The 13,823-nt window shown below is 57.0% G+C and carries 16 protein-coding genes; 2 read left to right on the forward strand and 14 right to left on the reverse strand.

Annotated elements, in window-relative coordinates:
• Positions 1-12: 12 nt before the first annotated feature.
• The 11 genes from tolA to AC1DQM_RS22525 form a co-directional block, all read right to left on the reverse strand.
• On the reverse strand, positions 13-1,092 hold the full coding sequence (gene tolA, locus AC1DQM_RS22475) for a cell envelope integrity protein TolA (RefSeq protein WP_018926496.1): 1,080 nt from the start codon (positions 1,090-1,092) through the stop codon (positions 13-15).
• Entirely contained in the window at positions 1,092-1,544 is a 453-nt protein-coding gene (gene tolR / locus AC1DQM_RS22480) for a protein TolR (protein WP_167331185.1), read from the reverse strand. Before tolR ends, tolA begins: the two co-directional genes overlap by 1 nt.
• Before the next feature lie 23 nt (positions 1,545-1,567).
• A complete protein-coding gene (gene tolQ, locus AC1DQM_RS22485) occupies positions 1,568-2,263 on the reverse strand; it encodes a protein TolQ (RefSeq protein ID WP_018926498.1) in 696 nt (231 codons plus the stop codon).
• Complete coding sequence (gene ybgC, locus AC1DQM_RS22490) at positions 2,253-2,720, reverse strand: tol-pal system-associated acyl-CoA thioesterase (protein ID WP_007933231.1); 468 nt, start codon at positions 2,718-2,720, stop codon at positions 2,253-2,255. The genes tolQ and ybgC overlap by 11 nt, the downstream gene beginning before the upstream one ends.
• Before the next feature lie 127 nt (positions 2,721-2,847).
• The gene (ruvB, locus tag AC1DQM_RS22495; RefSeq protein ID WP_018926499.1) at positions 2,848-3,909 is read right to left on the reverse strand and encodes a Holliday junction branch migration DNA helicase RuvB; all 1,062 of its coding nucleotides are present in this window, start codon (positions 3,907-3,909) and stop codon (positions 2,848-2,850) included.
• The gene (gene ruvA / locus AC1DQM_RS22500) at positions 3,910-4,521 is read right to left on the reverse strand and encodes a Holliday junction branch migration protein RuvA (RefSeq protein WP_007933256.1); all 612 of its coding nucleotides are present in this window, start codon (positions 4,519-4,521) and stop codon (positions 3,910-3,912) included.
• A 115-nt stretch (positions 4,522-4,636) separates the two neighbouring features.
• Positions 4,637-5,161, reverse strand: coding sequence for a crossover junction endodeoxyribonuclease RuvC (ruvC, locus tag AC1DQM_RS22505; RefSeq protein ID WP_018926500.1), 525 nt, complete (start codon positions 5,159-5,161; stop codon positions 4,637-4,639).
• A gap of 163 nt (positions 5,162-5,324) precedes the next feature.
• The gene (locus AC1DQM_RS22510; protein WP_018926501.1) at positions 5,325-6,071 is read right to left on the reverse strand and encodes a YebC/PmpR family DNA-binding transcriptional regulator; all 747 of its coding nucleotides are present in this window, start codon (positions 6,069-6,071) and stop codon (positions 5,325-5,327) included.
• A gap of 120 nt (positions 6,072-6,191) precedes the next feature.
• Positions 6,192-7,967 carry an aspartate--tRNA ligase gene (aspS, locus tag AC1DQM_RS22515; RefSeq protein WP_018926502.1) on the reverse strand — a complete coding sequence of 592 codons (1,776 nt, stop codon included), beginning with the start codon at positions 7,965-7,967 and terminating at the stop codon, positions 6,192-6,194.
• 122 nt (positions 7,968-8,089) lie between these two features.
• Positions 8,090-8,311, reverse strand: coding sequence for an FmdB family zinc ribbon protein (locus tag AC1DQM_RS22520; RefSeq protein WP_010457489.1), 222 nt, complete (start codon positions 8,309-8,311; stop codon positions 8,090-8,092).
• Between the two features lie 136 nt (positions 8,312-8,447).
• On the reverse strand, positions 8,448-8,786 hold the full coding sequence (locus AC1DQM_RS22525) for a ribbon-helix-helix domain-containing protein (RefSeq protein WP_258613221.1): 339 nt from the start codon (positions 8,784-8,786) through the stop codon (positions 8,448-8,450).
• A 463-nt stretch (positions 8,787-9,249) separates the two neighbouring features.
• Between AC1DQM_RS22525 and AC1DQM_RS22530 the strand changes: the two genes are divergently transcribed.
• Complete coding sequence (locus AC1DQM_RS22530; RefSeq protein ID WP_019651434.1) at positions 9,250-9,852, forward strand: cold-shock protein; 603 nt, start codon at positions 9,250-9,252, stop codon at positions 9,850-9,852.
• Between the two features lie 60 nt (positions 9,853-9,912).
• On the opposite strand, the gene AC1DQM_RS22535 is transcribed toward AC1DQM_RS22530, so the two are convergent.
• Both AC1DQM_RS22535 and AC1DQM_RS22540 read right to left on the reverse strand, forming a co-directional pair.
• On the reverse strand, positions 9,913-10,122 hold the full coding sequence (locus AC1DQM_RS22535; RefSeq protein WP_018926506.1) for a SlyX family protein: 210 nt from the start codon (positions 10,120-10,122) through the stop codon (positions 9,913-9,915).
• A 3-nt stretch (positions 10,123-10,125) separates the two neighbouring features.
• Complete coding sequence (locus tag AC1DQM_RS22540; protein ID WP_007933275.1) at positions 10,126-10,551, reverse strand: HIT family protein; 426 nt, start codon at positions 10,549-10,551, stop codon at positions 10,126-10,128.
• A gap of 897 nt (positions 10,552-11,448) precedes the next feature.
• Between AC1DQM_RS22540 and AC1DQM_RS22545 the strand changes: the two genes are divergently transcribed.
• Positions 11,449-12,777 carry an OprD family porin gene (locus AC1DQM_RS22545; RefSeq protein ID WP_477746883.1) on the forward strand — a complete coding sequence of 443 codons (1,329 nt, stop codon included), beginning with the start codon at positions 11,449-11,451 and terminating at the stop codon, positions 12,775-12,777.
• A 140-nt stretch (positions 12,778-12,917) separates the two neighbouring features.
• Here the strand turns inward: AC1DQM_RS22545 and AC1DQM_RS22550 are convergent, their stop codons facing one another.
• The gene (locus tag AC1DQM_RS22550; protein ID WP_477746884.1) at positions 12,918-13,760 is read right to left on the reverse strand and encodes a mechanosensitive ion channel family protein; all 843 of its coding nucleotides are present in this window, start codon (positions 13,758-13,760) and stop codon (positions 12,918-12,920) included.
• Positions 13,761-13,823 lie beyond the last annotated feature (63 nt).

Below are 13,823 nucleotides of genomic sequence, written 5' to 3' on the forward strand. Positions count from 1 at the left end.
GAAGAAGGTTTCTCACAAGGCTAGATCCTCAGGTGTGAATGTCATCTTGAATGAACGATAGGGTGCGAAATCAGCTGGCTTCAGACCCTGCATTTCGGTCAATCGACCAATATTTTTTACAGCCGCGACTGCAGAACTGTCGAACGGCGCGTCACCGCTGGAATGAGCAACCGAAACACCGGAGATCGTTCCGTCAGGGAGCATGTTGATTTGCAGAATCACCTTCATGCCCTTGCGGGCCGACGGTGGCTGCGCCCAACCTTCAGATGCTCGCGAACGAATCAGATCATCAAAGTTGCCCGCGGTTTCATCGCCTTGCTCATCCGCCAAAGCCTGCTGACGCTCGGTCTTATCGGACAGCAAGTCAGCCAGAGCCTGAGCCTTCTTGTCCTCTACCGATTTGCGAGCCGCATCCTGCGCTTTCTTCTTCGCGGCATCGGCAGTCGCTTTCTTCTTCGCGTCTTCGGCGATTTTCTTCTTCGCCTCTTCCGCTTCAGCTTTCTTCTTGGCGTCTTCCGCGGCTTTCTTCTTCGCGTCTTCGACGATCTTTTTCTTCGCTTCTTCAGCGGCCGCTTTCTTGGCCTCTTCTTCAGCAGCTTTTTTGGCTTCTTCTTCGGCTTTCTTCTTGGCTATATCAGCCAATTGTTTCTCTTCGGCCTTTTTGGCTTCGGCGGTCTTCTTCGCTTCGTCGGCTTTCTTGGCTTCATCAGCCTTTTTCGCCTCTTCCGCTTTCTTCGACTCGTCGGCCTTCTTGGCTTCCTCGGCCTTTTGAGCCGCTTCTTCTTTCTTTTGTTCCGCAGCCTTCACCGCTTCCTGCTCGACCTTCTTCTGTTCCATCTGCTCGACTTCGGTCTGACGCGCAGCAGATTTCTGCGCCTCACCCGCGATCTTCTGATTGGTCTGGGTGGTCGCCCGACTTTTCGATTTCAGCTGGTACAGGGTTGCCTGGACAATCGGCTTGGCCGGCGGCAGCTCCGGTGTGAAGGCGAAACTGACGAACAGCATGCCGAACACCAGCACGTGCAAGACAATCGCCCAGACACTAGGCCAGAAGTAGCTTTCCGAGGCGGACGGCTCTCGCAGTTGCTGCATCAGGGCGCCTCGGTAATCAAGCCAACATTACCGACCCCGGCCTTCTGCAACCCGCCCATGGCGCCCATGACGGAGCCATAATCGACGGTTTTGTCGCCACGAATGAACACCTGCGTGCGCTTGCCGTTACCGTTGCCAACGCGAATGATCTTGGTCACGGCGTCGGTCATTTGCGGCAAGGTCATGGCCTTGTCCTGCTGCTTTTCGGTGTCGACTTCGCTGCCAAGGTTCCAGTAGTAGGTCTTGTCAGCCTTGATCGAAATGGTCAGGACCTGAGTGTTGTTGTCCTGCGGCAAGGCTTCGCTGGAAACCTTGGGCAGATCAACTTTCACGCCCTGATTGAGCATCGGCGCGGTCACCATGAAGATGACCAGCAGTACCAGCATCACGTCGATGTAAGGCACCACGTTCATCTCGGCAACCGGCTTGCGCTTTTTGCGAGCTCGAGCGATTAAAGCCATTGGAAATTACCTGCTTATTCTTCGCTGGTGTGCACTTTGCGGTGCAGGATCGCCTGGAATTCGTCGGCGAAGGTGTAATAGCGGCCCAGCAGGGTTTCGCTGCGGGCAGCAAAACGGTTGTAGGCGATAACGGCCGGAATGGCGGCAAACAGACCGATCGCAGTAGCAACCAGTGCTTCGGCGATACCTGGAGCCACAGTGGCCAGGGTCGCTTGCTGGGCAGTCGCCAGACCACGGAAGGAGTTCATGATGCCCCAGACTGTACCGAACAGACCGATGTACGGGCTGACGGAACCGACGGTGGCGAGGAACGGCAGGCTCTGCTCGAGCTTCTCTTCCTCGCGGGAGATGGCTACGCGCATGGCACGCGCCACGCCTTCCATGACCGCTTCCGGATCAACGCCCGACTGCTGGCGCAGACGGGAGAATTCCTTGAAGCCGGCACGGAAGATCTGCTCGACACCGGAATCCGGATCAGGGTTGCTGCCAGCCTGACGGTAGAGTTTGGACAGGTCGATACCGGACCAGAAGCGCTCTTCAAAGCTCTCCAGGGCACGTCGACCGGCGCGCAGCAAGTTGCTGCGCTGAAAGATCATGATCCACGAGGTCACCGATGCGGCTACCAGGATCAGCATTACCAGTTGCACCACGACACTGGCATTGCTGACCAGGCTCCACATGGAGGAATGGTCGACGACGTTAGCTTCCACGCTTTATCTCCTGCTTTGAGTGTGTACCCGCGCCGCTCACGTCGGCAAAGGCCGCACGTAGAGCTTCGGGAATGGCCCGGGGTTTCAAACTGTTAGTGCGCACACAGGCCACCAGAAACTGCCCTTCGCAGAGCAGCACGTTATCCGTAGCCCGCCTGACCTGCTGCTTGAAGCGCAGGCTGACCCGGTTCAATTCAATTACTTCGGCGCTTACCAGCAGTTCGTCGTCCAGTCGCGCCGGCGCGTGGTAACGCGCTTCGCTGGAATGCACGACGAACAACAGGTCCTCCCCTGCCAGCGCCGACTGGGCAAAGCCCAGCTCTCGGAGCCGCTCGGTTCGAGCCCGTTCCATAAACTTGAGGTAATTGACGTAATACACGATGCCGCCGGCATCGGTGTCCTCGTAATAAACGCGACAACGATGTGCGAACGGCTCAAGCCCGTTTTGCGCGCGCATACTCTAGTGCTTACTCCTCAGGTTGCCAATCCGGCCAGGCAACTGTTTTTCATTGATTCGCGGCTTTCTGGCGAAAGTACCGTCCTGGGACAGCACAAACCCCGAATAAATCAGCACGCAAAGGTGATTAATCGTCCACGGCATCGAGGAACTCGTCTACCACGGGCATCTCGCCCAATCGTGACGGAATGTTTAAGCCGAAGTGCAAATACGCATGCCGGGTCACTACCCGCCCCCGCGGCGTGCGCATGATATAGCCCTGCTGGATCAGGTACGGCTCCAGCACGTCTTCAATGGTGTGGCGTTCTTCGCTGATCGCAGCGGCCAGACTGTCCACCCCCACCGGCCCACCGTCGAACTTCTCGATCATGGTCAACAGCAGGCGTCGGTCCTGATGGTCGAAGCCACGCTCATCGACATCCAGCAGGTTCAAGGCCAGGTCGGCGATCGGTTTAGTGATGTGGCCCTTGGCACGAACCTCGGCAAAATCCCGGACCCGGCGCAGCAAGCGGTTGGCGATTCGCGGTGTACCGCGGGCACGCCGGGCGATTTCAAAGGCGCCTTCCGGGTCCAGCGGCAAACCGAGAATGTTCGCCGAACGGCTGACAATCGTTGCCAGATCGGCGGTGCTGTAGAACTCCAGGCGCTGGACGATCCCGAAACGGTCGCGCAACGGGTTGGTCAGCATACCGGCACGGGTCGTTGCGCCAACCAGGGTAAACGGTGGCAGATCGAGCTTGATCGAGCGCGCGGCCGGCCCTTCGCCGATCATGATGTCGAGCTGGAAATCTTCCATGGCCGGGTACAGCACTTCTTCGACGATCGGCGACAACCGATGGATCTCGTCGATGAACAGCACGTCATGGGGCTCAAGGTTGGTCAGCAATGCAGCCAGATCACCAGGACGCTCGAGGACCGGCCCCGAGGTGCTTTTGATCGACACGCCCATTTCCTGGGCAATGATGTTGGCCAGGGTGGTTTTACCCAGGCCCGGCGGGCCGAAAATCAGGGTGTGATCCAGCGATTCATTGCGCCCGCGCGCGGCCTGGATGAACAACTCCATTTGCTCGCGAACGGTCGGCTGGCCAATGTATTCGGCCAGGCTGACGGGACGAATCGCCCGGTCCTGGACTTCTTCGCGCTCACGGGGGCCACCCGTAGCGGCGATCAGACGATCAGCTTCAATCACTTAGATCATTCCCTTCAGGGCACGACGAATCATGTCTTCACTGCTCAAACCCTTCTCCTTGATCGCGGAAATCGCCTTGCTGGCTTCCTGCGGCTTGTAGCCCAGGGAAATCAGCGCGCTTACCGCGTCATTTTCGGCGGCAGCGACTTGTTGCGCTGGCGCATCCGGCTGGTTCGGCACCAACGCAAACATGCTCGGTACGGTTTCCCAGGCCTTGAAGCGATCCTTGAGCTCCACCAGCAAACGTTCGGCAGTCTTCTTGCCCACCCCCGGCACCTTGGTCAGCGCCGAGGTGTCCTGGGACTGCACGCAACGGATCAACTCGTCGACTTCCAGGCTCGACATCAGGGCCAGCGCCAGTTTCGGCCCCACCCCATTGAGACGGATCAGTTCGCGAAAAAAGTCTCGCTCACGCTTGCCGAAGAAGCCATAGAGTAACTGCGCGTCTTCGCGTACGACCAAATGGGTGTGCAAGGTCAGCGGTTCACCGACCGACGGCAAACGATAAAGCGTGGTCATGGGCACTTCCAGCTCATACCCCAGACCGTTTACATCCAGAATCAGGTGCGGCGGCTGTTTCTCAGCCAATGTGCCGCGCAAGCGTCCAATCACGTTTCAGATCCTTGAGCGTTGGCCAGATCAGTGCTGGCGACTGACAGAACAAGGGTTTTGCGCCGACAACACAGGCGCAAAACCCTCATCCCACAAAAAATGATTGCTGATGCTATCAGAGACGCAGGCGCCCGCCACGACTGCGTGCCGCGCCCAGGCCATGAGGCAACAGGCTGGAACGGGTGTGAGCGTGGCAAATCGCGATGGCCAGGGCATCCGAGGCATCGATTTGCGGCTTGCTGGTCAGTTTCAGCATGTGCATGACCATCATTTGCACTTGTTCTTTATTGGCGGCGCCGGTGCCGACCACGGCCTGCTTGACCTGGGTTGCGGTGTACTCGGCAATTTCCAGGCTCTCTTCGGCGCCGGCGACAATCGCCGCGCCACGGGCCTGCCCCAGTTTCAGCGCGGAGTCGGCATTGCGCGCCATGAACACCTTCTCGATGCCCATGGTGACCGGGCCATAAGTCTGAATGATTTCACGCACGCCGCGATAGACGATCTGCAGACGCTCATGCAACTCGCCAGCACCGGTGCGAATACAGCCCGATGCCACGTAAACACAACCACGGCCAGTATCGCGAACAATGCCGTAACCGGTGATACGCGAGCCGGGGTCGATACCAAGAATTAAAGTCATAACGCCTGCGAAGCTAGTGCGAATATCTGAGAGTAACCGTAGGAGCTGCCGAAGGCTCGGGCCGCGTTCGGACGATCTTTAAAATAAATAACTGTAAATCAAAAGATCGCAGGCTTCGCCAGCGCCTGCAGGGCTGATGAAGGCTGCGATCTTTATAAAGGCATCAACCGAGCTGCGCGGCCACCGCCTCTGGAATGTCCGCGTTGGAGTACACGTTCTGCACGTCATCCAGGTCTTCGAGCATGTCGATCAGCTTGAGAACCTTCTCGGCGCCTTCCAGATCCAGTTCGGCACTGGTGGTCGGCAACATGACGATTTCCGCATCGCTGCCCTTGAAGCCTGCGGCCTCCAAGGCGTTACGCACGGAATAGAAGCCGGCGAACGAGGTGAACACGTCGATGGAGCCGTCTTCGTTGGTCACCACGTCATCGGCGTCGGCTTCCATGGCTGCTTCCATCAGCGCGTCTTCATCAACCCCTGGCGCGAAGGAAATCTGCCCTTTGCGTTCGAACAGATAAGCCACCGAACCGTCGGTACCGAGGTTACCGCCGCACTTGCTGAACGCATGGCGAACAGCGGCTGCGGTACGGTTGCGGTTGTCGGTCATGCATTCGACCATCACCGCCACACCGCCCGGGCCATAGCCTTCGTAGGTCAGCTCGACCATGTCATCGGTATCGGCAGCGCCGGCACCACGGGCCACCGCGCGGTCGATGATGTCGCGGCTCATGTTCGCACCCAGCGCTTTATCCAGCGCCAGACGCAGACGCGGGTTGGAGCCCGGATCAGCGCCGCCCTGACGGGCAGCGACCGTCAGCTCACGAATCCACTTGGTGAAAATCTTGCCCTTCTTGGCATCCTGACGTTCTTTGCGGTGCTTGATGTTCGCCCACTTGGAATGACCCGCCATAACTCGCTCCGAATTTCTCTTTGAAACATCGCCCGCCACACAGGGAGTGTCGGCCAGCAACAAAAAAATCTCGACCTAAAGAAAAGGCGCATCCCACAGGATGCGCCTTTGCGGTCAGCCTTACTCTGCCTTTGGCGTTTCGCGCAGACGAATGTGCAGCTCACGCAACGCCTTGGCATCTACCACGCCCGGAGCCTGCGTCATCACGTCCGCAGCACTCTGGGTTTTAGGGAAGGCGATCACTTCACGGATCGACTGGGCGCCGGTCATCAGCATCACCAGACGGTCCAGACCGAAAGCCAGACCACCGTGCGGCGGCGCGCCATATTTCAGGGCGTCGAGCAGGAAGCCGAATTTCTCTTCCTGTTCCGCTTCGTTGATACCCAACAGACGGAACACCGACTGTTGCATTTCCTTACGGTGGATACGGATCGAACCGCCACCCAGCTCGGTGCCGTTCAGAACCATGTCGTAGGCACGGGACAAAGCGCCAGCCGGGTTGGCTTCCAGCTCTTCAGGAGTGCACTTCGGCGCGGTGAACGGGTGGTGCAAGGCGCTGAAGCTGCCGTCGTCGTTCTCTTCGAACATCGGGAAGTCGACGACCCACATTGGCGCCCACTTGCAGGTCAGCAGCTCGAGGTCATGACCCAGCTTGATCCGCAGCGCGCCCAGGGCTTCGCTGACGATCTTGGCTTTGTCGGCGCCGAAGAACACGATGTCGCCATCGACCGCACCCACGCGATCGAGGATCACGTTCAGGTTGGCTTCCGGGATGTTTTTCACGATCGGCGACTGCAGACCTTCAACACCGGCAGCACGCTCGTTGACCTTGATGTACGCCAGGCCCTTGGCACCGTAGATGCCGACGAACTTGGTGTAATCGTCGATCTGCTTGCGCGGCATGCTCGCACCGCCTGGAACGCGCAAGGCGGCGATACGGCATTTCGGGTCATTGGCCGGGCCACTGAACACCTTGAAATCGACTTCCTTGAGCTGATCGGCAACATCCACCAGTTCCAGCGGGTTACGCAGGTCTGGCTTGTCGGAACCGTAGCGGCGCATGGCCTCTTCGAAGGTCATGTGCGGGAATTCGCCGAATTCCAGACCCAGCACTTCCTTGAACAGGTTGCGGATCATGCCTTCGGTCAGGCCCATGATGTCTTTTTCATCGAGGAAGCTGGTCTCGATGTCGATCTGAGTGAATTCCGGCTGGCGATCAGCCCGCAGGTCTTCGTCGCGGAAGCACTTGGCGATCTGGTAGTAACGGTCGAAGCCGGCCACCATCAGCAGCTGCTTGAACAGCTGCGGCGATTGCGGCAAGGCGAAGAACGAACCGGCGTGAGTACGGCTCGGCACCAGATAGTCACGCGCGCCTTCCGGCGTCGCACGGGTCAGGATCGGCGTCTCGACGTCGAGGAAACCGTTCTCGTCCAGGTAGCGGCGGATGCTGGTGGTCATGCGCGAACGCAGACGCAGCTTCTCGGCCATTTCAGGGCGACGCAGATCAAGGAAGCGATAACGCAGGCGGGTTTCTTCGCCAACGTCAGAGAACTCGTTCAGCGGGAACGGCGGTGTTTCCGATTCGTTCAGCACTTCCAGCTCGTAGCCCAGGACCTCGATCATGCCCGACGCCATGTTGGCGTTGGTTGCACCGGCCGGACGCAGGCGAACCTTGCCGGTGATCTTCACGACGTACTCGCTGCGCACGCGATCGGCGGCGGCGAAGCTCTCGGCACGGTCCGGATCGAACACCACCTGGGCCAGACCGTCACGATCACGGATATCGAGGAAAATCACCCCGCCATGGTCACGGCGACGGTGAACCCATCCGCAAAGGGTAATTTCCTGGCCTTCCAGGCTTTCGTTCAGTTGGCCGCAATAATGGCTGCGCATCATGGTAGTGGTTTCACTTCTCGTAATTCGAAATTCGGGTGGAGGTCTTGCCGCACCACCGCACTTGAATAAGGTGCCAGATGATGCAAGAGCTCGCGCGTGTCGTTCAGCCCGGGCGCTAGACCCTAGTCAGCTTTGTCGCCACCGGCCAGATTTTTCTTGGAACCGGTCTTGAAGTCGGTTTCGTACCAGCCGGTGCCACTGAGGCGGAAACCGGGCATGGACAGCATCTTTTTAAGCTCTGGCGCCTGGCAGGCAGGGCAGTCGACCAGCGGTGCTGCGCTGATCTTTTGAATGGCTTCCAACTGATGACCACAGGAAGCACATTGGTAATCGTACATCGGCATGGGGGTTGTCTCGGCGATCAGATTGCTACCGCGCATGCAGGGCTTCGCGGCAAAGAGCGGGATTATATCCATTAAATGCAGCCTGTGCAGCCGTAAGACTGCACAGACCGACACTCGACTCATTCAGCCGCTCTCGCTAAGCCATGACGGGGCAACTGCCCTCCTTCAGGCTGTGCACGACGCAGACAACCCGCACCAGCCCGGTGAAATTTTTCACCCCGCCATGGCGCAAGTGCACCTCGCGATCCACCTGAGACAACAGCGCACTGACCGAGCAGCAATTGACCTTGGCCATGTTGCCCAAAATATCCCAATAGACCTGCTCAAGCCGCAAACAGGTCGCAAAGCCATTCAAACGCACCGACCGGGATAAGGGCTGGGCCAGCCCCATATCGAATTCGCTGACAAGTGAATCAATCCTTATATCCTTGAGTGGACCGATCCTCCCCTCGTCTTGTCTTTCTTCATGAACCATACCGTTGACACTCCTTTGTCATCCTTGCTGCTTGTAAGGGCCATATTCCGTTTCCTTATAAAAGCGCAGGCGCAACGGTATATCCAGATGACTTTATGACCATCAACGTAGGATAAGCCAACAATGGAGGGGCGATCATGGAGCTCGTCCTAGGCCGGACGATTTCCTACGAAAACTGACGCAACATCACTCAACGAAAAGGCGAAAGATCCGAGAAACACAGCGCACGAATAACACTCGGCATCGTCATCCGCGCGCCATGCCAATGGAAACACCGCCGGACCGCCTGATTTGAGTAGCCGCAGGCTTTGCTGTTAAATAGGCAGTGTGTCGCTACCACCTATTTTCCGGGGGCTGCGCATAGGCTGATATCAGGTACGTGCCCAACGCCTCTTATTGTTCTGAAGCGAACCGTGCTCTATCAGCTCTTCCTTGTGATCCGTCTTAACGTGAGTTAATCAAAATGTTGAAAATCGTCCACCTGCTAATGGGCGCAGCAGCCCTGCTGCTGTCCTTCATCCCTAGCCTGCGATCCGAAGCGGTACCTTACCTGCAACAACCCGATGCGCTTTACCTGGCCTTTTTCGGCCTGCTCAACCTCACCCTCGCGCCTGTTATCCCTTACTGGAACAAAGGCCCGCGTCATCAATTGCAAAACCTGGTCAGCGCTTTGCTGGTTCTGGCTGTCGTACTGCAAACCCTGACGCTGATCGCTCCGATGCCTGTCATCGCCGGTCAACCTGCCGTTCTGTTCAGCCTGGTCGCTGCCCTGATCGCCGTATTCCTGCACCTGGCCATCAGCTTCTACAAATCTTCACCGGCCGCCGCCGCGCCAAGCTATGACATGAGCAACCGCGATACTGGCACCGTCAAATGGTTCAACACCTCCAAAGGCTTCGGCTTTATTTCCCGCGACTCCGGCGATGATATTTTCGTGCATTTCCGGGCGATTCGCGGTGAAGGCCACCGCGTTCTGGTGGAAGGCCAGCGCGTGGAGTTCTCCGTCATGAACCGTGACAAAGGCCTGCAAGCCGAAGATGTGATCGCCGCACTGCCGCGCCGCTGATTCAAGGCTAAAAAAAACCGCGAACAGCTTGGCTGTTCGCGGTTTTTTATCGCCTGCTTCTCAGTAATGAGGCGGTGGCGCCTCTTCTTCTTCAAGCGTCGCAAACTGGCCGGCCATTTCCTCCTGCCGCTTGAGCAACGCCGACATTTGCAATTGCAGACGCTCGACCATCCGCTGCTGCGCCACCAGCACATCATTCAATGCCTGGATGGTGTCATCCTGAAATGCCAGTCGGCTTTCCAGATCGGTAACGCGTTCGCCCAGGCTCATGATTCAGCCCTCCAGAAACTTGAAATCGTCGGTCAATACCAGACGCAGTCGCTCGCGAATCGTCGCGATCTGCTCTGAACTGTATGGCTTGGCCTCCTGTTTGCCCCAGATCGGAGCTGGCCAGGCGGCGTCCTCACGCTTGCGCACAATCACATGCATATGCAACTGATTGACGACGTTACCCAGGGCCGCGACGTTCAACTTGTCCGCGTCGAAAGAGTCCTTGAGGATTTCCGCCAGCTCAGTCGTTTCCCGCCACAGCTGCTGTTGATCTGCGCCATCCAGCTGAAATATTTCACTGATATCCTCGCGGCGTGGCACGAGGATGAACCAGGGGTAATTCGAATCATTGGACAGCAGTAACCGGCAGAGCGGGAAATCGCCGATTGGCAACGTGTCTTGTTGAAGTCGTGGATCTAAAGCGAACACAGCGCACACTCCCCTCTGGTCATCCTTTTTCAGCTTAGCGCCCCCACCGAAAGACGGCGCACCAAGCGACAGGACGGCAGCATACCTGCGAATGGCATGCGCTTCACGACGAACTGCCGCCAGCACCGCCCTGCGGGCGCGCCGAGATGCGCCATTTTGATTCGGGACGCACCATGACGGAACCGGCCATCACGGAAAAAACGCCGAAACAGCCCATAAACAACGCACTGTTCGAACCCACGGCAACACCACCATGTGTGAATTCAGTACAGGAAATAAAATTTTTTGCACCAAAACCGCACAACGCGTCTACGCTCAGTGCGTCAGCATCCGCCAATTACTCACTGACGGGGTGAACCGGTAACATTTTTGGTTGTCACCTCGCAGCTCCAATGTGGTAACCACGATGCAAAGCATGGCGTCAAGCCTAAGAAAAACGAGCTTGAACCCCCCGGTTTTATGAGGTTTTTACAGCAACAGGCAGGCTTTCAGAAAAAAACAGCAACAGAATTCTGGTTTGTGCACGCTTGTTGCATTCACCCCCGTATCGTCTATAAGTGCTCCGCTGGAAGTGGAAGCCTTAAGGCCAATAAAAACAGTGGCAGGGTTGCCCGATGGAGATTCAAGTGCAGGACCAGGGACTCTTTTTTACCGATGCTCAAGCCCTGGAAAACAGCGCTGAAGTTGTCAGTCCGATTGCGTCGGGACTGTGAATTTGCGACATCTACCCAGCCATTTGCGACAGGGTCGTAAAGAAGCTGAAAGGTTAGATGTGCAAGTATCGCCAATAGGGTCGGCGTGATATAAGTTTGCGCCGACACAAAAAGAAAGAGCCGCCCAGATAATAAAACAGGTGGGACGGCAGTACTCTTCTAAAAACCAAAGGAGCAAATCACGATGCGCGTGATGAAGTGGAGCATGATCGCACTGGCAGTTGCAGCAGCAGCCAGTACTCAATTGGCTACGGCCGCACCTTTCGTAAGTGACCAGGCTGACGCCAAAGGTTTTGTTGAAGATAGCAAGCTCGACTTGCTGGTTCGCAACTACTACTACAACCGTAACAAGAAAGACGGCGCCGTCGATGACAAAGACTGGACCCAGGGCATCCAGGGCATGTACAGCTCGGGCTACACCCAAGGTCTGATCGGTGTTGGCGTTGAAGCTTGGGGCCAACTGGCCATTAAGCTGGACGGTTCCGACAAGTATTCGGGTACCGGCAACATGCCCGTGGGCAATGATGGCGAAGTCGAAAACAACCAGGGCAAAGCCGGCGCTGCCGCCAAGTTCCGCATCTCCAAGACCGAGCTGAAAATCGGCGACATGCAGCCAAGCACTTCTCCGGTGTTCGCTGTTGGCGGCTCCCGCATCCTTCACCAAACTGCCAGCGGTATCCAACTGCAGAGCAGCGAAGTCAAAGACCTTGACCTCGAAGCCGGTCACTTCTACTCGGCGACCAGTCAGGACCGAAATGCCCGTGATGGCGACCTGTGGGCAACCTACGCTGGCGTGCAAGCCAACTCCATCGACTACTTCGGTGGCAAGTACGGCATTACCCCAGACCTGAGCGTGTCGCTCTACGGTGCCAAGCTCGAAGACATCTGGAACCAGTACTACGCCAACGCGAACTACACCCTCGCATTGGGTGGCGATCAGTCGATCAACTTCGACGGTAACATCTACAACACCAGGGACACTGGTAGCGCTAAAGCAGGCGAAATCAATAACACCGCCTACTCCCTCGCTGCTGCTTTCTCGTTCCTGAAGGCACACACCATCACCCTGGGCTTCCAGAAAGTGAATGGCGATACTCCGTTCGACTATATCGGCGTGGGTAAAAACAACCGTGGTGGCGACTCGATCTTCCTCGCCAACTCCATCCAGTACTCTGACTTCAACGCCCCTGGCGAGAAATCGGTACAGGCCCGTTACGACCTGAAAATGGCCGAATACGGCATCCCTGGTCTGAGCTTCATGACCCGTTACGTGAAAGGTTGGGACATTGACGGCACCAACACTCCAGCAGGCAGCCCTTACGCTGGCCTGTACGGTGCAGACGGTAAACACCACGAAACCAACGTGGAAGTTAAATACGTAATTCAGTCCGGCCCAGCTAAAGATCTGTCGTTCCGCATCCGTCAAGCATGGCACACCGCCAACGCAGACGAAGGCGAAGGCGATATCTCTGAGTTCCGCCTGATCACCGACTACCCGCTCAACATTCTGTAATTGCAGAAAGTTAGTTCGCGGTAATCAAAAAAAGGCCCATCTTCGGATGGGCCTTTTTTATTGGCTACAGCATTGTTTAAAGGATCGGGGCTTGCAAAATGTTTGACCAAAAGGTCAGACATCAGTTGATTGACTGTTCCTTACACCGCCGCCGATTCCTGCACCACGCGAATAACCCGCTGCGGAAACGGAATATCGATACCGGCATTCTTCAAACGATCACGCGATTGCTCGTTAAACATGAACATCACATTCCAATAGTCGGCAGTCTTCACCCACACGCGCAGGGAAACAGTGATCGAACTGTCACCCAGCAAGGAAATCACCGCTTCCGGTGCCGGATCAGCCAATACTCGCGGATCCTTGGCCAGTTCCAGCAACACTTCACGGGCCTTTTGCAAGTCCGCTTCGTAAGCCACACCTACATCAAACACAACCTTGCGGGTCGGCTGACGGTTAGTGTTGGTGATAATGCCGTTCGACAGATTACCGTTAGGCACGATGATGGTTTTGTTATCGCCTGTGCGCAGTACGGTGTGGAAGATCTGGATGCTGTCGACAGTACCGGCAACACCTTGGGCTTCGATCCAGTCACCGATACGGAATGGACGGAACAACAGAATCAACACGCCGCCGGCGAAATTCGCCAGGCTGCCCTGCAGGGCCAGACCGATGGCCAGGCCGGCTGCACCGATAGCCGCGACGAAGGAGGTGGTTTCCACACCGATCATCGACGCCACGCTGACGATCAACAGAACCTTGAGAATGATGTTCGCCAGGCTGCTGATGAAGCCTTGCAGCGCCAGGTCGGCGTTGCGCAACGCCAACAGGCCGCCCAGTTTTTGCGTGACTTTGTTGATCAGCCACCAGCCAATGGCCAGGGTGATCACCGCCAGCAACACGCGGCTGCCGTATTCCATGATCATCGGAATCCAGGCTTGAGACGCCTTGACCAGGTTGTCCACTTCAGTATTCAAATCCATCTACTTTCTCCTGATTTCCGGCTGCCCGGCACGCAAAAAATGAGCGGCAGAAAGACCGACCCC

The organism is Pseudomonas sp. 01L34, from assembly GCF_056400265.1.